The sequence below is a fragment of the Oerskovia enterophila genome (assembly GCF_044748475.1).
GTDB lineage: Bacteria > Actinomycetota > Actinomycetes > Actinomycetales > Cellulomonadaceae > Oerskovia > Oerskovia enterophila.
In genome coordinates this window covers 224,394-247,219 of record NZ_JBIVFZ010000001.1, presented here as the reverse complement: position 1 = coordinate 247,219, position 22,826 = coordinate 224,394, and the positions used below count along the sequence as shown (strand labels likewise).

The window sequence follows — 22,826 nt, the reverse complement described above, 5'->3', positions numbered from 1 at the left end:
CCTCAGCTCCCTGTTCCGGTGGTCACGGCGAGGACCACCGCGACGATCGCGATCAGGCCTGCGAGCATCGTCGCCGCGTAGGACCTGACGAATCCGTTCTGCATGCCGCGCAACTTCTCCCCTGTCGCTCCGACGAGGCCCGCGAGGCCCATCCAGCCGCTGTCGACCATCTGCCGGTCCCCGTAGACGAGGGACCGTGTGAGGTACTGCCCGGGCCGCATGAAGACGGCCTCGTTGACGTCGTCCTGGTACAGGTCCCGGCGCGCAGCCCGCGTGAGCGCCGACCCGTGCGGAGGCACGATCGGCACGCGGGAGACCGCGTACTGGCGCCAGGCCAGCAGCACGCCCACCAGGACCAGCAGGAGGGTCAGGGTGATGAGCGCCCAGACCGGCAGGACCGGTTCCGCGTGCTCGGCGTGGCCCGTGACCGGCGAGAGCCAGTCCACGAACCCGTTGCCGATCGCGAGGAGCCCGCCGAGCGCGACCGACCCCATCGCGAGGACCACCATGGGGATCGTCATGAGCGCCGGGGACTCGTGCGGGTGCTGCACGGGGCCGTCGGTCGAGAGGTTGCCCGTGGGGTTGCCCGACCCGTCGTTCCAGCGCTTGTGCCCGTGGAACGTCATGAAGAACAGGCGCGACATGTAGAACGCCGTGATCCCGGCGCCCAGCAGCGCCACGCCGCCGAAGACCCACGCCCGCCACTCCTGCCCGTCGATCGGGACGAACGCGGCCTCGATGATCTTGTCCTTGGACCAGAACCCGGAGAACGGCGGGATGCCCAGGATCGCGAGCCAGCCCAGGCCGAACGTGACCCAGGTGACCTTCATGTACCTCGACAGCGCGCCGAAGCGCCGCATGTCCACCCCGTCGTTCATGCCGTGCATGACCGAGCCCGCGCCGAGGAACATCCCGGCCTTGAAGAAGCCGTGCGTCACGAGGTGGAAGATCGCGAACGCGTACCCGATGGGCCCCAGGCCCGCCGCGAGGATCATGTAGCCGATCTGGGACATGGTCGAGGCCGCCAGGGCCTTCTTGATGTCGTCCTTGGCGCAGCCGATGATCGCGCCGAACAGGAGCGTGACCGCACCGACGATGACCACGACGAGCTGCGCCGTCGGCGCCCCCTCGAACACGGGGGCCGAGCGGACCACCAGGTAGACGCCCGCGGTGACCATGGTCGCCGCGTGGATGAGGGCCGAGACGGGCGTGGGGCCCGCCATGGCGTCCCCGAGCCAGGCCTGGAGCGGGAACTGGGCCGACTTGCCGCACGCGGCCACCAGGAGCGCCAGGCCGATCGCCGTCAGCAGGGCCGTGCCCGCCGCAGGGGCGTCGGCGAAGACCGTCGCGAAGTCGACCGCTCCGAAGCCCGCGAACATGAGCATGAGCGCGACGATCAGTCCCAGGTCGCCCACGCGGTTCATGATGAACGCCTTCTTGGCCGCGACCGCGTTGGCCCGCTCGTGGTTCCAGAACCCGATGAGCAGGTACGAGGCCAGCCCCACGCCCTCCCAGCCGACGAACAGCAGCAGGTAGGAGTCCGCGAGGACCAGGATCAGCATGGCCGCGACGAACAGGTTGAGGTAGGCGAAGAACCGGCGCTTGTCCGGGTCGTGCTCCATGTACGCGACCGCGTAGACGTGGATGAGCGTGCCCACGAACGTCACGAGCAGCACGAACGTCATGGACAGCGGGTCGATCCGCAGCCCCACGCCCACGTCCAGGCCGCCCGCGGCGATCCAGTCGAAGAGCCGGTGGTCGACCACCCGCTCGTCGGCCGGCAGGCCGAGCATCGAGAAGAACACGACGAGGGCGACGACGAACGCGCCGCCCGACATCAGCACCCCGAACCACGCGCCCCAGCGGTCGCTGCGCCGCCCCGCGAGCAGCAGGATCGCGGCACCCAGGAGAGGCAGCAGGATCAGCAGCGGGGCCAGCAGGAAGGGGCCGGGCACGACCGTCGAGGCGGGCACGATCTCCTGGGTCGCGAGCGTGGCCGGCAGCAGCGCGCCGAGCTCACCGACGTGCGGGAGGGCTGAAAGCAGAGTCACCGTTGGCATGCCTGCCCTCTCAGTTCTTCAGCAGGTTGACGTCGTCGACCGAGGCCGAGCGGCGGGTACGGAAGATGGCCACGATGATCGCGAGCCCCACGACGACCTCGGCCGCGGCCACGACCATCACGAAGAACGCGATGACCTGCCCGTGGAGGTCGCCGTGCATGCGCGAGAACGTCACGAACGTGAGGTTGGTGGCGTTGAGCATGAGCTCGATGCCCATGAACACGATGATCGCGTTGCGGCGCAGCAGCACGGTGGTCGCGCCGATCGCGAACAGGATCGCGGCGAGGATCAGGTAGTTGGTCAGCTCCATGTCAGCGTTCCTCGTCCTCGTCGGTGCCCGCGGCCAGCTCGGGGAACCTGCGGCCCGTGAGCTCGGGCTCGTGCTCGACCAGGACGTCGCGCTCGGCCGCGAGGATGCGGTCGGCCGACCTCTCCTGGCCGCGGATGCGCAGGATCCGCGAGACCGAGTGCTCGATCGGGCGGCCCTGCGGGTCGAGAGCGGGAGTGTCCATGGCGTTGTTCTGCGCGTAGACGCCCGGGGCGGGCAGGGGCGTGAGGAGCCCGCCCTCGGCGAGAGCCGCGACCTTGGCGTCCGAGACCTGCCGCTGCCCGACGCGCGGCACGAGCCGGCGGCGGTGGGTCAGGACCAGCGCGGCGATGGCCGCGGTCACGAGCAGGATGCCGACGACCTCGAGGGCGAACACGTAGTCCGCGAAGAGGATGCGGGCCAGCGCGACGGGGTTGGTCTCCGCGTTCGCGGCCGTGAGCCCGACCGAGGGCGGGAACGTCGCCTGCGCGATCACGCCGACCAGGACCGAGCCGAGCCCCAGGCCCAGCAGGATCCCGATGAAGCGCTGGCCGCGGATGGTCTCGACGAGCGAGTCCGAGGCGTCGACGCCCACGAGCATGAGCACGAACAGGAAGAGCATCATCACGGCACCCGTGTAGACCACGATCTGCACGACGCCCAGGAACGCGGCCTCCTGCGCGATGTAGAGGATCGCGAGGCTGATCATGACGAACACGACGCAGATCGCGGCGTGCACGGCCTTGCGGGCGAACAGCAGGCCGAGCGCGGCCAGGACCATGAGGGGGGCGAGGACCCAGAACAGGACGACCTCTCCCCCGCTGACGGTCACCGGACCACCTTGCGGACCTCGGGGCGCCGGGCGGCGGCGGGGTCCACGACGGGAGGCAGGGTCGGGTCGTCGGGCCGGTGCTCGCGCACCCAGTCGATCTGCTCGGGCACGGGCCCGGTCACCTCTCCCCGGTAGTAGTCGGTGTCGGTCGTGCCCGGCACCATGGGGTGCGGCGCGGCCAGCATGCCCTCGCGCAGCGGCGCGAGGAGGTCTTCCTTCTCCCAGATCAGCCCTTCACGGGTGGGTCCGGTGAGCTCGTACTCGTTGGTCATGGTGAGCGCCCGGGTGGGGCACGCCTCGATGCACAGCCCGCAGAAGATGCAGCGCAGGTAGTTGATCTGGTAGACGCTGCCGTAGCGCTCGCCGGGCGAGCGGTGCGCGCCGTCGGGCAGCGCGGAGTTGTCCGCGCCCTCGACGTAGATCGCGTCCGCAGGGCACGCCCAGGCGCACAGCTCGCACCCGATGCACTTCTCGAGCCCGTCCTCGTACCGGTTGAGCTGGTGACGCCCGTGGTAGCGGGGTTTGGTGGGCACCTTCTCGAACGGGTACTGCTCGGTCACGGTGGGCTTGAACATCGAGGAGAACGTCACCCCGAACCCGGCGACGGGCGCGAGCAGCCCGCCGAGCCCCTTCCTCTGCGGGATCAACGACTCGTAGTCAGCCACGGGGGACCTCCTCGTCCTGGGTGTCGGGTGCTGCGGGACCGTCCCCTGCGGGCGGGCTGCCCTCGGGGACCAGGCGCCGTGCCCGGCGCGGCGCGCTGGGCAGCGTCTGGCCCGGCAGCGGCGGGACGGGGAAGCCGCCCGCGAAGGCGTCGAAGGGCTCGGGTGCCGCGGTGCTGCCCTTGCGGTAGGGCGAGGTGCCCGACGGCGCCGCTCGCCCGCCTGCGTCGGCGTCGGGCACCTTCTTCTGCGGCCACAGGAAGATCGCGGCGATCGCGACCACCCCCAGGACGACGGCCGCCACGAGGATCGCGCGGTTGTCGACGTCGCCGAAGCGGATCATGCCCTGGACGACCGAGAGCACGACGATCCAGGCGAGCGCGGCCGGGATGAGGACCTTCCAGCCGAACTTCATGAACTGGTCGTAGCGCAGGCGCAGGAGCGTCCCGCGGACCCACACGAACACGAACATGAAGGCCCAGACCTTGACGAGGAACCAGAGGATGGGCCACCAGCCCTCGTTGAACATGCCGTCGTTGATCGCCGACAGGGGCCACGGCGCACGCCAGCCGCCCAGGAAGAGCGTGGTCGCGACCGCCGAGACGTTGATCATGTTGATGTACTCGGCGAGGAAGAACCACGCGAACTTCATGGACGAGTACTCGGTCATGTAGCCCGACACCAGCTCGCCCTCGGCCTCGGGGAGGTCGAAGGGCAGGCGGTTGGTCTCGCCGATCATCGCGATGATGTAGATCACGAAGCTCGGGACGAGGATGAGCGCCCACCAGACCTTGGTCTGGGAGTCGACGATCTGCGAGGTCGACATCGAGCCGGCCATGATGAAGACGCTCACCAGGGCCAGGCCCATCGCGAGCTCGTAGCTGATGACCTGGGCGGTCGAGCGGACCGCGCCCAGCAGCGGGTAGGTGGAGCCCGACGACCAGCCGCCGAGCACGATCCCGTACACGCCCACCGAGGCGCACGCCAGGATGTAGAGCACCGCGACGGGGAAGTCGGTGAGCTGCGCGGGTGTCGAGTAGTCGGTGAACGGGATCGTGACGTTCGGCCCGAACGGGATGACCGCGAACGTCAGGAGCGAGCAGAACACCGCGATCATGGGCGCGAGGATGTAGACGAACTTGTCCGCCGCGGTGACCGTGAGGTCCTCCTTGAGGAGGAGCTTCATGGCGTCCGCGAGCGACTGGAGCAGGCCGAACGGCCCGTGCACGTTGGGGCCGGGACGGACCTGCATCCGGGCCACGACCTTGCGCTCGAACCAGATCGCGATGAGCACGCTCGTGAGCAGGAAGACGATGATCAGCACGGCCTTGACCAGGTAGGTCCAGCCGTTGTCCTGGGAGAAGTCGGCCGAGATCCCGGGCACGCCCGGGGTCTCGGTGACCAGGGCGAGGTTCAGCAGGCCGCTCATGATGCTCCCCCGTCGGTGGGCTGGACGGTCTCGCCGGGCCGCGAGGCTCCGGCAGCGGGCTCGATCCGTACGAGCGCGCCCTGGGCCACGCCGAGCTCACGATGGACCTGCGATCCCTCGGAACCGAGCGGGAGCCAGACGACGTGCTCGACCATGTCGGTGATCACCACGGGCAGCTCGATCGATCCGCGGTCGGTCGACACCCGGACCACGTCCCCCTCGAACAGGTCCGCGGCGGCCGCGGTCGTCGCCGACAACCGGGCCACGGGCCGCTTGGCCGTACCCGCGAGGAAGCGCTCGCCGTCCTGTCCGCGCGCGGCGTCCAGGAGCAGGCGCCACCCTGCGAGCACCGCGGTGCCCGGGGCGACCGCGGGTGGTTCTGCGGCCGCGACCTCGGGGGCCGCGGGGCGGTCTCCGTCCCAGGAGCCGAGCTGGTCGATCTCCGCCCGGACCTCCTCGGTCGTGCGGGCCCCGAGCACGAGGCCCGCGGCGTCGGCGAGCGCGTCGAGCACGCGGTGGTCGGGCATCGCGGTCGTGGCGAGCGCGGCCTCGAAGGTCCGCACGCGCCCCTCCCAGCTCACGAACGCGCCGGCCTTCTCGACCGGCGGCGCGACGGGCAGCACCACGTCCGCGAGCGCCGTGACGTCGGAGGCACGCACCTCGAGCGAGACGACGAACCCTGCGGCCTCGAGCGCCCGGAGCGTGTGCGCGGGGTCGGGCAGGTCGTCGGTGTGCAGACCGCCCACGAGCACGCCGCCGAGCTGGCCCACGGACAGCGCGTCGAGGATGTCTCCCGTGCTGCGGCCGGGCGTCTCCGGGAGGTGCTCGACGCCCCAGGCGACGGCCACGTCGACCCGGGCTGCGGCGTCGGGCACGGGGCGTCCACCCGGGAGGAGGGCCGGCAGCGTGCCGGCCTCGACCGCCCCGCGCTCCCCCGCGCGACGCGGGACCCACGCGAGGCGTGCTCCCGTGCTCGCGACGAGGCGCAGGAGCGCCGAGTACCCGCCGGGGACGCCGGCGAGACGTTCGCCGACCAGGACCACGGCCCCGGGCCGGGCGAGCGCGTCGCGCAGGGCCGAGACCTCGGCCGGCTCCTCGACCGACTCGGGGGCGTCGGGGCCCACGGCCCCGTCGTGCCCGAACAGCGTCTGGGTCCCGGTGGCGAGCACGTCGAGCCACTCGGCCTCGGTGCCCGGGGCGGCGCGCAGGAGCGTGGCGTCGAGGCGCTGCACGCCCCGGCTCGCGAAGGGGGCCAGCGAGAAGACCCGCAGGCCGTGCTTCTGGACGCCCTTGCGCAGGCGCAGGAACGTGACGCCGGCCTCCTCCTCGGCCTCGAGCGCCACGAGGAGCACCGCGGGCGCGTGCTCGATCTCGTCGAACGTCACGCCCAGTCCGGTGCCGGCGACCGTGTGGGCGAGGAAGTCCGCCTCCTCGGTCGAGTGCACGCGGGCGCGGTGGTCCACGTCGTTGGTCCCGAGGACGACGCGGGCGAACTTGCCGTACGCGTACGCGTCCTCGACCGTGAGGCGACCCCCGGGGAGCACCCCGACGCCGCCCGCGGCCCGTGCCTGCGCGAGGCCGGTTGCCGCGACCTCGAGGGCCTCGGCCCAGCTCGCGGGGCGCAGCTCGCCACGCGTGACCCGGCCCTCGGCGTCGACCTCGCGGTCGCGCACGAGCGGGTGGGTCAGACGGTCCGGTGCGTCCTGCCACGCGAACGCGAAGCGGTCCTTGTCGGTGATCCACTCCTCGTTGACCTGGGGGTCCTCGCCCGACAGGCGCCGGAGCACCACGCCGCGGCGGTGGTCGATGCGGATCGCGGACCCGCACGCGTCGTGCTCGCCCACGCTCGGGGTCGAGACCAGGTCGAACGGCCGCGACCGGAAGCGGTACGCGGCCCCCGTCAGGGCGCCGACGGGGCAGATCTGCACGGTGTTGCCGCTGAAGTACGAGGCGAACGGGCGCCCCGACTCGTCCTCGAGCGCGGCCCCCACGGGCGCCTCGAAGCCGGCCTGCGCGCCGTACGGCAGGGAACCTGCAGGGGCCGCGGGCTCGGACTCGCCGTCGGCGAAGCCCAGGACGCGCGCGTCGAACCGTCCGATCTGCTGCTGTGCCCCACGCTTCTGCAGGTCGATGAAGGCGTCGCCTGCGATCTCCGCGGAGAACCGGGTGCAGCGCTGGCACAGCACGCAGCGCTCGCGGTCGAGCAGGATCTCGGTCGAGATCGCGATGGGCTTGGGGAACGTGCGCTTGACGTCGACGAACCGGCTCGTCGCGCGCCCGTTGCTCATGGCCTGGTTCTGCAGGGGGCACTCGCCGCCCTTGTCGCAGACCGGGCAGTCGAGCGGGTGGTTGATGAGCAGGAGCTCCATGACCCCGTGCTGCGCCTTGTCCGCGACCGCCGACGTGTGCTGGGTCTTGACGACCATGCCGGGCGTGGCCTCGAGCGTGCAGGAGGCCTGCGGCTTGGGCATGGGGCGGACGTTGCCCTCGCGGTCGGGTGTCGCGACCTCGACCAGGCACTGTCGGCACGCGCCCGCGGGGGCGAGCAGCGGGTGGTCGCAGAACCGCGGGATCTGGATGCCGACCTGCTCGGCGGCACGGATCACGAGCGTGCCCTTGGGCACGGCCATCTCGATGCCGTCGATCGTGAACGTCACCTCGTCGCGACGCGCGGGGGGCTGGGCGCCCCCTGCCGCCGCGGCGGGCGACGTGCCGGCGGACGTCGTGGTCGTCATCAGTGCGCTCCTGCCGTCAGGGCCTGCGGGGCACGCCGGGGCGTGTAGTCGAACAGTGCGGCGGCCGACGGGTCGAACGGGCAGCCGCGGCCGGTGATGTGCGCCTCGAACTCCTCGCGGAACAGCGCGATGCTGCTCGTGACGGGCGACGTCGCGCCGTCGCCGAGCGCGCAGAACGCGCGGCCGAGGATGTTGTCGCACGTGTCGAGCAGGACGTCGAGGTCGCTCTCGGTGCCCTCGCCGTGCTCGATGCGGCGCAGGATCTGCTTGAGCCAGTACGTCCCCTCGCGGCACGGCGTGCACTTGCCGCACGACTCGTGGGCGTAGAAGTCCATCCACCGGCTCACGGCCCGCACCACGCACGTGGTCTCGTCGAAGATCTGCAGGGCGCGCGTGCCGAGCATCGAGCCCGCCGCGGCGACCGACTCGTAGTCGAGCGGGGTGTCGAGGTGGGCGTCGGTGAACAGGGGCGTCGAGGACCCGCCGGGCGTCCAGAACTTCAGGCGGTTGCCGCCACGGATCCCGCCGGCCATGTCGAGCAGCTCGCGCAGCGTGATGCCGAGCGGTGCCTCGTACTGCCCCGGGCGCACGACGTGCCCCGACAGCGAGAACAGCCCGTGGCCCGACGACCGCTCGGTCCCCATGGACCTGAACCAGTCGGAGCCCTCGGTGACGATCGCCGGGACGCTCGCGATCGACTCGACGTTGTTGACCACGGTGGGCCGCGCGTACAGGCCCGCGACCGCGGGGAACGGGGGCTTGAGGCGCGGCTGGCCGCGCAGTCCCTCGAGCGAGTCGAGCAGCGCGGTCTCCTCGCCGCAGATGTACGCGCCAGCGCCAGCGTGGACCGTGACGTCCAGGTCGAAGCCCGAGCCCTGGATGTTCTTGCCCAGGTACCCGGCCGCGTACGCCTCCTCGACGGCCCGCAGCAGGCGGCGGTACACGTGCAGGACCTCGCCGCGCACGTAGATGAACGCGTGGTCGCAGCCGATCGCGTAGGACGTGATGGCCACGCCCTCGATCAGGAGCTGCGGGCTCGCGAGCATGAGCGGGATGTCCTTGCACGTGCCGGGCTCGGACTCGTCGGCGTTGACGACGAGGTAGCGGGGCCCGCCGTCGGGCGCGGGCAGGAAGCCCCACTTCATGCCCGTGGGGAACCCTGCCCCGCCGCGGCCGCGCAGGCCCGAGTCCTTGACGACCTGCACGACGTCCGCGGGCGGCTGCGAGAGCGCCTTCGCGAGGCCCTTCCAGCCCCCCTGCGCGACGTACGCGTCGAGCGTCCAGGAGCGCTCGGCGTCCCAGGTCTCGCTGAGGATCGGGGTCAGCGGGTCGATCGTCTGCTCGCTCACGGCTGCTTCCCCTTCGAGGCGTCGGGCGTGGCCCCCGTGGCGTCGGCGGGCGTGGTGGGCGTGCGCTCGGCGGAGGACTGCTCGTGCCCGACGGCGGAGGCGCCCACCGCGGTCGTCTCACCCGCGACGGCGGCCGACTCGGGCTCCCGCCCGGTGGCCGGCTCGTCGACCTGTTCCGGAGCTGCCCCGCCCGGTGCGGTCCAGTCGTGATCGCGCGCGAGCCGCAGCCCGGCCAGCGTGGGTTCGCCTGCCCCGACCCCCTCGTCGGCGCGCCCGTCCGAGAACCCGGCGAGCACGCGGCTCATCTGCTTGAAGCTGCACACCGAGGCGGCGCCGCGCGTGGGGGCGACCTGCTCGCCCGCGCGCAGGCGGTCCGCGAGCTGCGTGGCCCCCGCCGGGGTCTGGTTGTCGAAGAACTCCCAGTTGACCATCACGACGGGCGCGTAGTCGCACGCCGCGTTGCACTCGACGCGCTCGAGCGTGATGGCGCCGTCCTCGGTCGTCTCGTCGTGCCCGACCCCCAGGTGCTCGGAGAGCTCGTCGAAGATCTCGTCGCCCCCCATGACCGCGCACAGCGTGTTGGTGCACACCCCCACGGTGTAGGTGCCGTTGGGGTGGCGCTTGTACTGCGTGTAGAAGGTCGCGACGGCCGACACCTCGGCCGCCGTGATGCCGAGCTGCTCGGCGCAGAACGCGATGCCGTCGCGCGAGACGTACCCGTCCTCCGACTGCACCAGGTGCAGCATGGGCAGCAGCGCCGAGCGCTTCTGCGGGTACCGGGCGATGATCGCCGCGGTGTCCTGCGCGAGGCGCGCGTACGTCGCCTCGTCGTATCCGGACCTGTGAGCCTCGAGCGTCATCGGTCCACCCCTCCCAGCACCGGGTCGAGCGAGGCGACCGCGACGACGACGTCGGCGACCTGGCCGCCCTCGCACATCACGGCGACCGCCTGCAGGTTGTTGAACGAAGGATCACGGAAGTGCGCCCGGTAGGGGCGCGTGCCGCCGTCGGACACCAGGTGCACCCCGAGCTCGCCGCGCGGGTGCTCGACCGACTGGAAGACCTGGCCCACGGGGACCCGGAACCCCTCCGTGACGAGCTTGAAGTGGTGGATCAGGGCCTCCATCGAGGTGCCCATGATCTCCCTGATGTGGTCGAGCGAGTTGCCCATGCCGTCGCTGCCGATCGCGAGCTGGGCGGGCCAGGCGATCTTCTTGTCGCCGACCATGACGGGCTGGCCGGCCGTGGCCTCGAGCCGCTCGAGGCACTGCTCGACGATGCGCAGCGACTGGTAGCACTCCTCGAGCCGCAGCACGACGCGCGAGTAGCAGTCGGCGTCGTCCGAGGTGGGCACGTCGAAGTCGTACGTCTCGTAGCCGCAGTACGGCGCGGCCTTGCGCACGTCGTACGGCAGCCCGGTCGAGCGGAGCACGGGGCCCGTGATCGCGAGCGCCATGCAGCCCGAGAGGTTGAGGTGCCCCACCCCGACCAGGCGGGACTTGAAGATGGGGTTGGCGAGCATGAGGTCGCCGAGCTGGGCGAGGTACCCGCGGATCAGCGGGTCGGCCTTGCGGATCTGGGCCACGACGTCCGGCGGGACGTCCTGGACCACCCCGCCCGGGCGCACGTACGCGTGGTTCATGCGCAGCCCGGTGACGGCCTCGAAGATCCGCAGGATCTCCTCGCGGGCCGTGAACGAGATGGTCATGACCGTGGTCGCGCCCATCTCGTTGCCGCCCGTGCCGAGGCACACGAGGTGGGACGCGATCCGGTTGAGCTCCATCATGAGCACGCGGATGATGCTCGCCCGCTCGGGGATGTCGTCCGTGATGCCGAGGAGCTTCTCGACCGCGAGGCAGTAGGCCGTCTCCTGGAACAGGGGCGCGAGGTAGTCCATGCGGGTGCAGAACGTGACCCCCTGGGTCCACGTCCGGAACTCCATGTTCTTCTCGATGCCCGTGTGGAGGTAGCCCACGCCGCAGCGGGCCTCCGTGACGGTCTCGCCGTCGATCTCGAGCATGAGCCGCAGCACGCCGTGGGTCGACGGGTGCTGGGGGCCCATGTTGACGACGATGCGCTCCTCGCCGAGCTGGGTCGCCTCTGCCGCGATGTCCGCCCAGTCGCCGCCCGAGGCCTCGTAGCTGGGGATCGACGCGTCGAAGTCGCCGTACGGCGCCTTCGTGGCGTGGGGTGTCGCGTGCGGTGTGGTGGGGCTCACGAGTACGACCTCCTCTGGTCCGGCGGGGGCACCGTGGCGCCCTTGTACTCGACCGGGATGCCGCCGAGCGGGTAGTCCTTGCGCTGCGGGTGGCCCGGCCAGTCGTCCGGCATCTCGATGCGGGCCAGGGCCGGGTGGTCGTCGAAGACGATCCCGAAGAAGTCCCACGTCTCGCGCTCGTGCCAGTCGTTGGACGGGTACACCGACGTGGTCGAGGGGATGTGCGGGTGCGCATCAGGCACTGCGACCTCGAGGCGCAGGCTCCGCCCGTGCGTGACCGACGTCAGGTGGTAGACGGCGTGCAGCTCGCGGCCCACGTCGTGGGGGTAGTGCACCCCGCTCACGCCCATGCTCAGCTCGAACCGCAGGTCCTGCTCGTCGCGCAGCGCGCGGGCGACCGTGACGACGTGCCGCGGCCGGACGTGCAGCGTGAGCTCGGCGTGCAGCCCCGGCGGGTCGACGACGACCTGCTCGACGGCGTCCTCGAACCGCACGCCGGCCTCGGCGAGCACCTCGGCCAGGACGTCCACGGCCTCGTCGAACCACCCGCCGTAGGGGCGAGCGCTCGGTCCGGGCAGCACCACGGGGCGCACCAGACCGCCGTAGCCCGAGGTGTCCCCCGAGCCGTGGGCCCCGAACATGCCCGTGCGGACCTCGACGACCTCGAGCGGCTCGCGCCCACCCGAGCCCGGTCCCGCCACGAGCTCCTCGCCGGGCACGTCGCCCTGCGCGACCTTCTCCCGCTGGACGGCGTCGGCCGGGCGGCCCGTCGTCCCGTCGTTGGTGCTCGTCACCGCAGCAGCCCCTTCATCTGGAACGTCGGGGTCGCCTCGAGCGCCGCGGCCTCGGCCGCCTTGGCCGCCTCGCGACGGTTCACGCCCAGCGGCTCGGCCTGGATCTGCTCGTGCAGCGCGAGGATCGCGTTGATGAGCATCTCCGGGCGCGGCGGGCAGCCGGGCAGGTAGATGTCGACCGGCACGATGTGGTCGACCCCCTGGACGATCGCGTAGTTGTTGAACATCCCGCCGCTCGACGCGCACACGCCCATCGACAGCACCCACTTGGGCTCGGACATCTGGTCGTAGACCTGGCGCACCACAGGCGCCATCTTCTGGCTCACGCGGCCCGCGACGATCATCAGGTCGGCCTGCCGCGGCGAGGCCCGGAAGACCTCCATGCCGAAGCGGGACAGGTCGAAGCGCGACGCGCCGGCCGCCATCATCTCGATGGCGCAGCACGCCAGGCCGAACGTCACCGGCCACAGCGACGCCTTGCGGAAGTACCCCGCGAGGTTCTCCACGCTCGTGAGCAAGAAGCCCGAGGGAGCCTCTTCGATCCCCATCTGCGTTCTCCCTATCTGGTTCCGGCTAGTCCCACTCGAACCCGCCACGGCGCCATTCGTAGACGAACGGCACCGTGATCAGGGCGAGGAAGCTCAGCATGGCGACGAGGCCGAAGGTGGCCAGGACGGTGAAGTCCACCGCCCACGGGTAGAGGAAGACCACCTCGATGTCGAAGATGATGAAGGTCATCGCGACGAGGTAGTACTTGATCGGGAAGCGCCCTCCGCCGATCGCGTGCGGGGTGGGCTCGATGCCGCACTCGTACGCGTCGAGCTTGGCGCGGTTGTATCTCTTGGGGCCGATCACGGCGCTCGCGGCGACTCCGCCGAGGGCGAGCACGGCTCCGATGCCCATCAGGACGAGCACGGGCACGTAGGGGTTGGTCATCGGTCTGCTCTCCGGGGGGCGCGCTGGGGCATGTCGGGAGTGCTGCCGCCGGGCGTCCGCGCGAAGCTGCGGGCACCCGGGTCTGACGGGGGTAGGGGTGGTGACTGCGTGAACAGCGGTGACGGCCTCTTTGCCGCCTCACCAAGGTTTGTCATGCCGATGGCACCACCCTCGTCAGTCCCGCGATGACCCGGTCGACGACGTCGCCACCACGAGGTTCGTAACAGTCGGACAACAGCTTGAGGACGAAGCGCATGACGAGCGGCCGCGGCAGCCCGTACCTGGTGCACAACCGCATGATCTCGGGGTGCTCGATGAGACGCACGAAGTACCGGCCGAGCGTGTAGTAGCCGCCCAGGTCGCGGCGCATGATCTCGGGGTAGGTCGCGAGAGTGCGCTCGCGCGCCGCGTCGGTGCTGCGGGCCCGCGACTGCGCCACGACGTCCGCTGCGACGCGCGCGGCCTGCATCGCGTAGGCGATGCCCTCGCCGTTGAACGGGCTGACCATGCCGCCCGAGTCGCCGACCAGCACCACGCCGCGCGAGTAGAGGGGCTTGCGGTTGAAGCCCATGGGCAGGGCCGCACCGCGGACGGGTCCGGTCTGGTTCTCCGGCGTGAACTCCCACTCGGCGGGCGCGTTGGCCATCCACCGGGCGAACAGGTCCTTGTAGTCCACGTTCGCGGCCGACTGCCGGGCCGGGGTCGAGTTGACCGAGCCGAGCCCCACGTTCGCGGTGCCGTCGCCGAGCGCGAAGATCCACCCGTAGCCGGGCAGGAGGTTCGACTTCCCTGCCGGCCCGTCCCAGAGCTCGAGGTGGGACTCCATCCAGGCGTCGTCGTGGCGCGGGGTCTTGAAGTAGGTCCGCACCGCGACGCCCATGGGGCGGTCCTCGCGCTTCTCGAGCCCCAGGGCGAGCGCGAAGCGGGACGAGACGCCGTCCGCGGCGATGACGACGGGGGCGCGCAGCTCGTACTCGTCGCCCGCGCGGCGCCCGTTCTCGTCGAGCGGGCGTGCCGTGACACCCACGACGCGGCCCGTGCGCTCGTCGAGCAGGGGCCCCGTCACGTTGGTGCGCTCGAGCAGCTTGGCGCCCGTGCGCTGCGCGTGCTCGGCGAGCGTCTGGTCGAGGTTCATGCGCGAGCGGGCGAGCCCGTAGGACGGGTAGGCCTTGAGCTCGGGCCAGGGCAGCTCCCACGAGCGTCCGCTCGCGACGACGCGCAGGCCCTTGTTGCGGATCCAGCCGTCCTCGGCGCGGGTGGGGACGCCCATGCGCACGAGCTCGCCGACGGCCCGCGGGGTCAGCCCGTCGCCGCAGATCTTGTCGCGCGGGAAGGAGGCCTTCTCGAGGAGGAGGACGTTCAGGCCCGCCGAGGCGCAGTAGTGCGCGGCCGTGGCCCCTGCTGGGCCCGCACCGACGACGATGACGTCCGCGTCATCATTCCTGTCACGCACGTTCTCACCTCGCTCGGCAAGCTCGAACACACCTCGGAAAGCCCCTTGTGAAGTCGCTCACAATGGACATCGCCACTCTAGTCACAGACGCGGGCGGATGTGTAGCAAGGCAACCCTTCCCTGGTGACCGAACCGCCAGGTCAGGCCGCGGACGCGCCGCGCCCCGGCCCGCGCGCACGGCGGGCGACGGCGGAACGGGGCACGGCAGAGCAGTCGACGACGGAGCCGGCGGGGCCCGCCGGGCGGAGCAGCAGCGCGCAGAGCGCGCCGGCCGGCGCAGGGACCCGCTCAGGCGGGGCGCACGGCCCGGTGCAGCGCGACGAGGCCGCCGCTCAGGTTCCGGTAGGCAGCGCCCTCCCACCCGGCGTCGATCATGAGGTGCGCCAGCTCGGGCTGCGCGGGCCAGTCCTGGATCGACTCGACGAGGTACTCGTACGAGCTCTTCTCCTTGGTCACGAGCCCCGCCATGACCGGCAGCATCTTCATGAAGACGCCCGTGTAGAGCGCGCGGAAGGGCTTCCAGGTGGGGCGGGAGAACTCGCAGATGACGATCCGACCCCCCGGGCGTGTCACGCGCAGCATCTCGCGCAGCGCGGCGTCGGTGTCCACGACGTTGCGCAGGCCGAACGAGATGGTCACGGCGTCGAACGACTCGTCGGCGAAGGGCAGCGCCGTGGCGTCCCCCGCGACGAACGGCAGGTCCGGGCGCCGGCGCTTGCCCACCTGGAGCATCCCGACCGAGAAGTCGCACGGCACGACCTCGACGCCCTCGTCCGCGAACGGCTCGCTCGACGTGCCGGTGCCGGCCGCGAGGTCCAGGACGCGCTCGCCCGGCAGGGCAGCGACGGCGTCGACCGTCTGCTTGCGCCACCGCCGGTCCTGCCCCAGCGAGATGACGTCGTTGGTGAGGTCGTAGCGGGAGGCGATCCCGTCGAACATCGAGGCGACCTCGGTGGGCTTCTTGTCCAGGCTTGCTCGCGACATGCGCCCATCGTTTCACGCCTACGCTGGACACGATGACTGCGCACGCTCACCCCCGCAGGGACGCCGACGACCTCGGCGCCCCTCCGGCGGGGTCCCCCCGCCCTGGCTCCACCGACTTCCCGGCCGCACCCCGCCTGGTCGTGCGGACGACCCGCCTGCCCGAGGGGCTGCCGGGCGACCTGACGGCACTGCTCGACCTCCTGCCCGACGCGCGCCCCCTGGCCTGGGTGCGGCGCGGGGACGGGATCGTGGGGTGGGGCGAGGCGCTGCGCCTCGAGGCGTGGGGTCCCGGACGGTTCGCCGACGCCGAGGCGGCCTGGCAGGAGGTCCTGGGCGCCGCCGTCGTGCACGACGACGTGGACGTGCCCGGCTCGGGACTGGTCGCGTTCGGCTCGTTCGCGTTCGACGACGCGTCCGGCACGGCCGGGGACGCCCGACCGGGCGGGACGATCGTGGTGCCGCGCGTCGTCGTCGGGCGCCGGGGCGGGCCCGAGGGCACGGCCTGGGTCACGAGCATCACCCAGGGCGACGCCCTGCCCGACGACGTCGCGTCCGTCCTCGACCCGGCCCGCCGCGAGCGCGTGGCCGGGCCCGGCGCGGTCACGACCGTGGACGGCTCGCTGAGCGCCGAGGACTGGACCGCGGTGGTCGCCGAGGGCGTCGAGCGCATCCGGCGCGGCGACCTCGAGAAGGTCGTGCTCGCACGCGACGTGCTGGCCACGGCCGAGCACCCCGTGGACCCCCGCTGGATGCTCCGCCGCCTCGCGGTGGCCTACGACGCGTGCTGGACCTTCTCGGTGGACGGCATGGTCGGCGCGACCCCCGAGCTGCTCGTGCGCAGCGAGAAGGGGCTCGTGACCTCGCGCGTGCTCGCGGGCACCATCCGCCGCTCGGGCGGCGCCGAGGCGGACGACGACTCGCTGCTGCGCGCCGCGCACCTCGCGCGCTCGTCCAAGGACCTCGAGGAGCACGAGTACGCCGTGGCGTCGGTCGCCGACGCGCTCGCCCCGTTCTGCTCGTCGATGAACGTGCCCGACGCGCCGTTCGTGCTGCACCTGCCCAACGTCCTGCACCTGGCCTCCGACGTCACGGGCGTGCTCGCGGCCGGGACGGGCGGGTCCCCCGCCCCGACGAGCCTCGCGCTCGCGGCCGCGCTGCACCCGTCGGCCGCCGTGTGCGGGACCCCGACCCTCGCCGCGCGCGACCTCATCCGCGAGATCGAGGGCATGGACCGCGCCCGCTACGCGGCCCCGGTCGGGTGGTTCGGCGCCGACGGCGACGGCGAGTGGGGCATCGCACTGCGCTCGGCCGAGCTGTCGCCGCAGGACCCGCACCGGGTGCGTCTCTTCGCGGGCTGCGGGATCGTCGCAGCCTCCGACCCGGGAGCCGAGCTCGCCGAGTCCGAGGCCAAGCTCGAGCCCATGCGGTACGCGCTCGGGGGCTGAGCGGGCCACGCGACCACCAGCGCACACCACCCGTGGCAGTGCCGGAACCCCTCGGCTCTGCTGGTGGTTTTGGTGAGTTACGCGACGTATAGCCCGTTCGACGGACATCTCCGGACAACGCCCAGGTCGGCCTGTTAAATTCGCCCGGTGCCCGATGCGACGATGACGATGACTCTGGATCCCACGCAGCGCGACGTCACCGTGCGCCGCGCCACGACCGCGGACCGCGAGGACCTCTGGCTCCTGGTGCTCCGCCTGCAGCCCGACGCGCCGGACCGGGCGACCTACGACCGCGTGGTCGGGCCCCTGCTGCGGGCGCTCGACACCCTCCTGCTGGTCGCCCAGGACGCCACGGGGGTCGTCGGCTATCTCCTCGCGAGCCAGCGCCTGACCTTCAGCGGGAACGGCGCGGTCGTCGAGATCGACGAGATCGCTCTCGCCCCCGAGGCCGACCAGTGCCTCGTCTCGGCCGAGCTGATCGGCGCGGTCGAGGCGTGGGGCCAGGAGCAGCGCGCGACACGTGTCACGCTCGCCGACGTCCTGCCCCGCGAGACCGCCGAGGAGCTCGGGTTCGCCACGACCGAGGTCCGCTCCACCAAGGCGCTCGACCTGCTCGACGCCGACCCCGTGCTCACCTCGCCCTGGGACGGCCCGGCCGTGCCCGCGAGCGACCCCGACGAGGCCCTGCCGGTCCGCGACTGACCACGTCGCCCGGGGCGTCACCGCCCTCGGCAGGTCGGGCGCGCCCCGGCGGATCCGCCGTCCCGGCCGAGCCCGGACACGACGACGCCCGGTCCGTGCGGAGAACCGCACGTACCGGGCGTCGGTGCCGAGGGGCACCTGCAGGGGAACAGGGCCACGCCTCGGCTCGGTCTCGCCGGTCACGGGGGACGCGTCCCGGCGAGACCGTGAAGGACCGCAGCGGTACCGGCTCACGTCGGTGGGCACAGGGGGGAGGTCCCCACCGGTGCAGCCGGTACCGCCGGGTCCGGCCTGTGGTGCTCAGCCCTGACCGTTGAACCAGTCGAAGGGGTTGGGCACGTTGTTCGGGCTGGTCTGGTCGGACCCGTCCTGACCGTCGCCCGGGACCTGGCCCGAGCCCGGGAGCTGGCCAGAGCCGTCCTGGCCGCTCGAGCCCTGGTCGGAGCCGGAACCCGAGCCGGTGCTCTCCTCGGTCGGCTTGGCGGCGAGCGTCACGTCGACGTCGATCGCCTTGCCGTCGCGGACGACCGTGAGCTTCACGACGTCGCCGGTCGCACGCTCGCGCACGAACCCGGTCAGGGACTCGGCGCCGCTCACGGCGGTGTCGTCGATCGCGACGATCACGTCACCGACCTCGAGCCCGGCCTCCGCGGCCGGGGAGCCCTCGGAGACCTGCTTGACCTCGGCGCCACGGCGCGTGACGCCGTCGGCCGTCGCGGTCGCGTCGGTCATGCTCACGCCCAGGAACGCGTGCTCGGCCGTGCCGCTCTCGATGAGCTGCGCGCTGATGTTCTTCGCGAGGTTCACCGGGATGGCGAAGCCCAGGCCGATCGATCCGGACTGGCTCGACGTCGTCGCGATCGACGAGGTGATGCCGATGACCTCGCCCTGCGCGTTGAACAGCGGGCCACCGGAGTTGCCCGGGTTGATCGCGGCGTCGATCTGGATCGCGTTGGTGACCACGGTGCTGCCACCGTCGGCACCCGACGCGGCGACCGGGCGGTCGAGCGCGGAGACGATGCCCGTCGTGGCGGTGTTCGCGAGGCCCAGCGGGTTCCCGACGGCCAGGACGGACTCGCCGACCGTGACCTCGTCGGAGTCGCCGAACGACGCGGGCGTGAGGTTGCTCGGCGGGTCGACCAGCTTGACGACCGCGAGGTCGGTCGTCGGGTCGAGCCCGACGATCTTGGCCTCGTAGAGGCGTCCGTCGCTCAGCGTCACCTGGACGGTGTCGCCCTGGGCGCCCTCGACGACGTGGTTGTTGGTCAGGACGTGACCCTCGGTGTCGATCACGACACCCGAGCCCTCGCCACCGCCCGAGGCCGTGGTGACCTGGATCGAGACGACGGACGGCGCGACGGCGCTCGTCACGGCCTGCCAGTCCGGGTTCTCCGACGTCGAGCTCGCCACGGGGACCGTGGTGTTCTCCTTGTTCTCGCCGACCGAGGCCAGCGAGCTGGGCGCGGAGCCCGACCCGTCGAGGACGCTGAGCAGGCCGGCGGTCCCGGCGCTCGCGAGGACGGCCGCCGCGGCGGCCGCGCCGACCACGGGGATCCAGGTCCTGTTCTTCTTCGGGGCGGCCGGTGCTGCCTCGGTCGCGACCGGGGCGGGCGGCATGCCTGCCGCGGAGTACGCGGTGCTCGTGGGCGCACCGTACGGGGCGTGCGTCCCGTGGGGCGTGTGCTGGGCCGGGGCCGGCTGCGCGGGTGCCACGTGCGGCGCCGGCGGCGCGGGCACGGGGGCCGGGTGCGGCGCGGCGAACTGCTGCGTGGGCTGCGCCTGCGGGGCCGGAGCCTGCGGGGCGGCGGGCGCCTCGGGCGTCACGGGAAGCTGCTGCGTGGCCTGCGCCTCGATGCGCTGCGTGTCGCCGTCGCGGGGGGCCTCGGGCTGGGGGACGTTCGACTGCGGGGTGTTCTCGGTCATGGGGTGTTCCCTCCTCGTTCTGTCTGAGGACTACTTCACACCCGGGCGCTGAAACACTGCTTGAACGTTCCTGTGAGTTCGCTGCGAGTTCCTGACGACGCCTGGGAGACCTCTCAGACGCCCTCGGACGGCGCCGCGCCACCCGGCAGGAGCTCCGGCGGCACGGCCCGCAGGACCGCGTCCCGCACGTCGGCAGCGAGACGGGAGCCCTCGGTCCGGCGCGCACCTCGCCCGACGCGGACCTCGAGCACCTCGACGCCCCGGGGCCGTCCCGCGAGCGCCTCGCGCAGCCCCTCGACGTCGGTCAGGAGCCGGTGCCGCACGCCGTAGCCCGCGCACAGCGCCGCGAGGTCGGCCCCGTGCGGCGTCGCGAAGACCCGCTCGAACGCACGGCTCGTCGACGGTTCCTGCTCCGCGAGCGCCCCGTACTCGAGGGTCGCGAAGATCGAGCCGCCGTCGTCGTTGACGACGACGACCTGGAGGTCCGCGGCCGGTTCGAGGGGCCCCCGCAGGAGCCCGCCCGCGTCGTGCAGGAACGTGAGGTCGCCGACGAGCACGCGCGTGCGGCGCCCCGAGCGCGCCGCGACGTGGGCGACGCCGGTCGCGGTCGAGACCGTCCCGTCGATGCCCGCGAGGCCCCGGTTGGCCAGCACGAGCGGCGAGGCTCCCCAGTCGGCGACCAGGTCCAGGTCACGCACGGGGTTGCTCGAGCCGACCACGAGCACGTCGCCCGGCCCGCTCGCCTCGGCGACGGCCGCTGCCACGGCGAGCGCCGTCGTCGGGCCGGGGGCCACGGCGCTCGCGGCGACGACCTTGCGCGCCGCCTCGCCCGCGCCGCGCCACGCGTCGAGCCAGGCACGGTCCCCCGCGGGCTCGGTCCACCACCCGGCCGGGACGCCGGGCAGGACGACGTCCGCCGCGCGGGCGGCGTCGGGCCAGGGCGCCGCGCCGGGCGCGACCACGAGCACCTCGACGTCCTCGCGCGCGAGGAGCTGCTGGACGGGCCGCGAGAGCGTCGGGCGGCCCATGACGACGACGCGCTCGACACGACCGCCGAGCACGCCCAGGACGAGTCGGTGGGCCGCGACCGCGTGCGTCCCGGCTGCGGCCCCGGACGAGGCCTCGGCGAGCAGCGGCCAGCCGCGCGCCTCGGCGAGGCGCCGTGCGTCGTCCCCTGCCCCGTCCCCGGCGACGAGCACGGTCGCGGGGCCTGGATCGAGCGGGTACGGCCCGACGACGTCGCTCACCTCCCCGACGAACGTCCCGACCGCGTCGGCCCGGGTCTCGCCCGGCACCTCCCCCGGCCCTGCCGACAGCAGCGCTGCGAGCTCCGCGGGGGGCGCGAGGGGCTCGCGGAACGCGACGTTCAGGTGGACCGGGCCGGGGTACAGCGAGCGGGTCCCGCGCGCGGCCGCGAGCGCCCGCACCAGGACGGAGCGGAGGTCGCGGGCCTCGCCCGGGCGTCCGTCGGGGGCCGGGACGTCGACCGCGTGGCGCACCGCTCCCCCGTAGAGACCGACCTGGTCGGTCGTCTGGTTGGCACCGGTGCCGCGCAGCTCGTGCGGGCGGTCGGCCGTGACCAGGACGAGAGGCACCCCGGTGTGGTGGGCCTCGAGCACCGCGGGGTGCAGGTTGGCGGCCGCGGTGCCCGACGTCGTGACCACGGCCACGGGGCGCAGGCGGTCCGGCCCCTCGGTGATGGCCGAGCCACGCGAGAGGCCGAGCGCGAGGAAGGCCGCGGTGCGCTCGTCGATCCGCACGTGCAGGGTCAGCCGTCCGGCAGCGTCGGCCGCGGCGAGCGCGTACGCGAGCGCCGCACTGCGCGATCCGGGGGACAGCACCACGTCCGTCACCCCGTCGGCGACGAGGCCCTCGACGATCTGCCGGGCCGCAGCCAGGGCGGGCGGGAGGACAGGGCGGTCGCCGCTCACGCTGCCGCTCCGTCGAGGAGGGCGCCGACGCGCTCGTACCGAGCGGTCCACCGCGCCCCGGTGGCAGGGTCGGCAGCGGCGCGGGCGAGCGCCCGGGGCGAGGGCTCGGGGCGCCGCACGGCGATCTCCCCGCCCACGGGCAGGAGCGGCTCGTCGACCACGTCGTGAGCCAGGAGCTGGGACGTCGCGAGGCCGCACGCGTACGGCAGGTCCGGCAGTGCGGCCGCGAGCGCCAGGCCCGCCGCGAGGCCCACCGAGCTCTCGAGGGCCGAGGACACGACGACGGGGAGCCCGACCTGCTCGGCGAGGTCGAGGCAGGCCCTGACCCCTCCGAGAGGCTGGACCTTGAGGACCACGACGTCCGCGGCCTCGGCACGCAGGACCTCGAAGGGGTCCTCGGCACGGCGGATCGACTCGTCGGCCGCGACCGGCACGGAGACCGCGCGCCGCACGGCCGCGAGGTCGGGGACGCTCGCGCAGGGCTGCTCGACGTACTCGAGGCCACCGGCCGCCCGGTCGAGGAGCGGGATCCGGTGCAGGGCCTCGTCGAGCGTCCAGGCCCCGTTGGCGTCGACGCGGATCCGGCCGCCCGGTCCGAGCGCGTCGCGGACGGCCTCGAGTCGCGCGATCTCGTGGTCGACGGGCTCGACCCGACCGTCGGGGCCTCGCTGGGCGACCTTGACCTTGGCGGTCCGGCAGCCGTCGGACGCCAGGACGATCCCGTGCGCGCGCTGCGGGTCGGTCGCGGGCACCGTGACGTTGACGGGCACGCTCGACCGCACCGGCGCGGGCCAGCCGAGGTGCGCGGCCTCCCGGGCTGCACGCAACCACGCGGCGGACTCGGCGTCGTCGTACTCCCAGAAGGGCGAGAACTCGGCCCACCCGGCCTCTCCTCGCACGAGCAGCCCGTCCCGGACGTCCAGGCCCCGGAATCGGGTGCGCAGGGGCGTGGACCAGGCGACGAGCGGCGGGAGAGGAGGCGTGGGGGGCACGGTCACAGGTTATCTCCGGAGGCCGCCCCGGGCCGTCCGGTGGTGCCCCAGGGCCACGGGTCCGGCGAGTCGGA

The 22,826-nt window shown here is 72.8% G+C and carries 19 protein-coding genes; 2 read left to right on the top strand and 17 right to left on the bottom strand.

What is annotated here, in order from left to right; translation table 11 throughout:
* Positions 1-2: 2 nt before the first annotated feature.
* The 14 genes from nuoL to ACIPWA_RS00985 form a co-directional block, all read right to left on the bottom strand.
* Positions 3-1,973, bottom strand: a complete 1,971-nt coding sequence (nuoL, locus tag ACIPWA_RS01050) for an NADH-quinone oxidoreductase subunit L (protein ID WP_400288437.1) — start codon at positions 1,971-1,973, stop codon at positions 3-5.
* Between the two features lie 97 nt (positions 1,974-2,070).
* Complete coding sequence (nuoK, locus tag ACIPWA_RS01045) at positions 2,071-2,370, bottom strand: NADH-quinone oxidoreductase subunit NuoK (protein ID WP_056649827.1); 300 nt, start codon at positions 2,368-2,370, stop codon at positions 2,071-2,073.
* A 1-nt stretch (position 2,371) separates the two neighbouring features.
* Positions 2,372-3,199 (bottom strand): NADH-quinone oxidoreductase subunit J, encoded by an 828-nt coding sequence (locus tag ACIPWA_RS01040; protein WP_056649825.1) that lies wholly within the window; start codon positions 3,197-3,199, stop codon positions 2,372-2,374.
* Complete coding sequence (gene nuoI / locus ACIPWA_RS01035; protein WP_056649822.1) at positions 3,196-3,864, bottom strand: NADH-quinone oxidoreductase subunit NuoI; 669 nt, start codon at positions 3,862-3,864, stop codon at positions 3,196-3,198. The genes ACIPWA_RS01040 and nuoI overlap by 4 nt, the downstream gene beginning before the upstream one ends.
* Complete coding sequence (nuoH, locus tag ACIPWA_RS01030; protein ID WP_400287785.1) at positions 3,857-5,290, bottom strand: NADH-quinone oxidoreductase subunit NuoH; 1,434 nt, start codon at positions 5,288-5,290, stop codon at positions 3,857-3,859. Before nuoH ends, nuoI begins: the two co-directional genes overlap by 8 nt.
* Positions 5,287-8,025 (bottom strand): NADH-quinone oxidoreductase subunit G, encoded by a 2,739-nt coding sequence (locus ACIPWA_RS01025; RefSeq protein ID WP_400287784.1) that lies wholly within the window; start codon positions 8,023-8,025, stop codon positions 5,287-5,289. Before ACIPWA_RS01025 ends, nuoH begins: the two co-directional genes overlap by 4 nt.
* A complete protein-coding gene (nuoF, locus tag ACIPWA_RS01020; RefSeq protein WP_400288436.1) occupies positions 8,025-9,359 on the bottom strand; it encodes an NADH-quinone oxidoreductase subunit NuoF in 1,335 nt (444 codons plus the stop codon). The genes ACIPWA_RS01025 and nuoF overlap by 1 nt, the downstream gene beginning before the upstream one ends.
* Positions 9,360-9,370: 11 nt before the next feature.
* Positions 9,371-10,234, bottom strand: coding sequence for an NADH-quinone oxidoreductase subunit NuoE (gene nuoE / locus ACIPWA_RS01015; RefSeq protein WP_400287783.1), 864 nt, complete (start codon positions 10,232-10,234; stop codon positions 9,371-9,373).
* A complete protein-coding gene (locus ACIPWA_RS01010) occupies positions 10,231-11,592 on the bottom strand; it encodes an NADH-quinone oxidoreductase subunit D (RefSeq protein ID WP_056649810.1) in 1,362 nt (453 codons plus the stop codon). Before ACIPWA_RS01010 ends, nuoE begins: the two co-directional genes overlap by 4 nt.
* Positions 11,589-12,311 (bottom strand): NADH-quinone oxidoreductase subunit C, encoded by a 723-nt coding sequence (locus ACIPWA_RS01005; protein WP_139107617.1) that lies wholly within the window; start codon positions 12,309-12,311, stop codon positions 11,589-11,591. The genes ACIPWA_RS01010 and ACIPWA_RS01005 overlap by 4 nt, the downstream gene beginning before the upstream one ends.
* A 71-nt stretch (positions 12,312-12,382) precedes the next feature.
* Positions 12,383-12,934, bottom strand: a complete 552-nt coding sequence (locus tag ACIPWA_RS01000; RefSeq protein WP_056649804.1) for a NuoB/complex I 20 kDa subunit family protein — start codon at positions 12,932-12,934, stop codon at positions 12,383-12,385.
* Between the two features lie 25 nt (positions 12,935-12,959).
* Positions 12,960-13,322, bottom strand: coding sequence for an NADH-quinone oxidoreductase subunit A (locus ACIPWA_RS00995; protein WP_056649801.1), 363 nt, complete (start codon positions 13,320-13,322; stop codon positions 12,960-12,962).
* A 151-nt stretch (positions 13,323-13,473) separates the two neighbouring features.
* Positions 13,474-14,775, bottom strand: coding sequence for a geranylgeranyl reductase family protein (locus tag ACIPWA_RS00990; protein WP_082618380.1), 1,302 nt, complete (start codon positions 14,773-14,775; stop codon positions 13,474-13,476).
* A gap of 288 nt (positions 14,776-15,063) precedes the next feature.
* The gene (locus tag ACIPWA_RS00985; RefSeq protein ID WP_068623800.1) at positions 15,064-15,759 is read right to left on the bottom strand and encodes a demethylmenaquinone methyltransferase; all 696 of its coding nucleotides are present in this window, start codon (positions 15,757-15,759) and stop codon (positions 15,064-15,066) included.
* A 32-nt stretch (positions 15,760-15,791) separates the two neighbouring features.
* Between ACIPWA_RS00985 and ACIPWA_RS00980 the strand changes: the two genes are divergently transcribed.
* Positions 15,792-17,204, top strand: coding sequence for an isochorismate synthase (locus tag ACIPWA_RS00980; protein ID WP_400287780.1), 1,413 nt, complete (start codon positions 15,792-15,794; stop codon positions 17,202-17,204).
* Positions 17,205-17,372: 168 nt separating this feature from the next.
* A complete protein-coding gene (locus ACIPWA_RS00975; RefSeq protein WP_139107614.1) occupies positions 17,373-17,906 on the top strand; it encodes a hypothetical protein in 534 nt (177 codons plus the stop codon).
* Between the two features lie 300 nt (positions 17,907-18,206).
* Here the strand turns inward: ACIPWA_RS00975 and ACIPWA_RS00970 are convergent, their stop codons facing one another.
* The 3 genes from ACIPWA_RS00970 to ACIPWA_RS00960 all read right to left on the bottom strand — a co-directional run bounded on the left by ACIPWA_RS00970 (position 18,207) and on the right by ACIPWA_RS00960 (position 22,752).
* On the bottom strand, positions 18,207-19,829 hold the full coding sequence (locus tag ACIPWA_RS00970) for a S1C family serine protease (RefSeq protein WP_400287778.1): 1,623 nt from the start codon (positions 19,827-19,829) through the stop codon (positions 18,207-18,209).
* Positions 19,830-19,942: 113 nt separating this feature from the next.
* On the bottom strand, positions 19,943-21,760 hold the full coding sequence (gene menD / locus ACIPWA_RS00965; protein WP_400287776.1) for a 2-succinyl-5-enolpyruvyl-6-hydroxy-3-cyclohexene-1-carboxylic-acid synthase: 1,818 nt from the start codon (positions 21,758-21,760) through the stop codon (positions 19,943-19,945).
* Positions 21,757-22,752: an o-succinylbenzoate synthase gene (locus ACIPWA_RS00960; RefSeq protein WP_400287774.1), complete on the bottom strand. Its 996-nt coding sequence runs from the start codon at positions 22,750-22,752 to the stop codon at positions 21,757-21,759. Before ACIPWA_RS00960 ends, menD begins: the two co-directional genes overlap by 4 nt.
* Between the last annotated feature and the right edge of the window lie 74 nt (positions 22,753-22,826).

Coding starts and splice junctions, on each gene's coding strand:
- ACIPWA_RS00970 (WP_400287778.1), bottom strand. CDS start 19,829: ATGACCGAGAACACCCCGCAGTCGAACGTCCCCCAGCCCGAGGCCCCC.
- nuoH (WP_400287785.1), bottom strand. CDS start 5,290: ATGAGCGGCCTGCTGAACCTCGCCCTGGTCACCGAGACCCCGGGCGTG.
- ACIPWA_RS00980 (WP_400287780.1), top strand. CDS start 15,792: ATGACTGCGCACGCTCACCCCCGCAGGGACGCCGACGACCTCGGCGCC.
- nuoE (WP_400287783.1), bottom strand. CDS start 10,234: ATGACGCTCGAGGCTCACAGGTCCGGATACGACGAGGCGACGTACGCG.
- ACIPWA_RS01000 (WP_056649804.1), bottom strand. CDS start 12,934: ATGGGGATCGAAGAGGCTCCCTCGGGCTTCTTGCTCACGAGCGTGGAG.
- nuoK (WP_056649827.1), bottom strand. CDS start 2,370: ATGGAGCTGACCAACTACCTGATCCTCGCCGCGATCCTGTTCGCGATC.
- ACIPWA_RS00975 (WP_139107614.1), top strand. CDS start 17,373: ATGACTCTGGATCCCACGCAGCGCGACGTCACCGTGCGCCGCGCCACG.
- ACIPWA_RS00995 (WP_056649801.1), bottom strand. CDS start 13,322: ATGACCAACCCCTACGTGCCCGTGCTCGTCCTGATGGGCATCGGAGCC.
- ACIPWA_RS01025 (WP_400287784.1), bottom strand. CDS start 8,025: ATGACGACCACGACGTCCGCCGGCACGTCGCCCGCCGCGGCGGCAGGG.
- ACIPWA_RS00985 (WP_068623800.1), bottom strand. CDS start 15,759: ATGTCGCGAGCAAGCCTGGACAAGAAGCCCACCGAGGTCGCCTCGATG.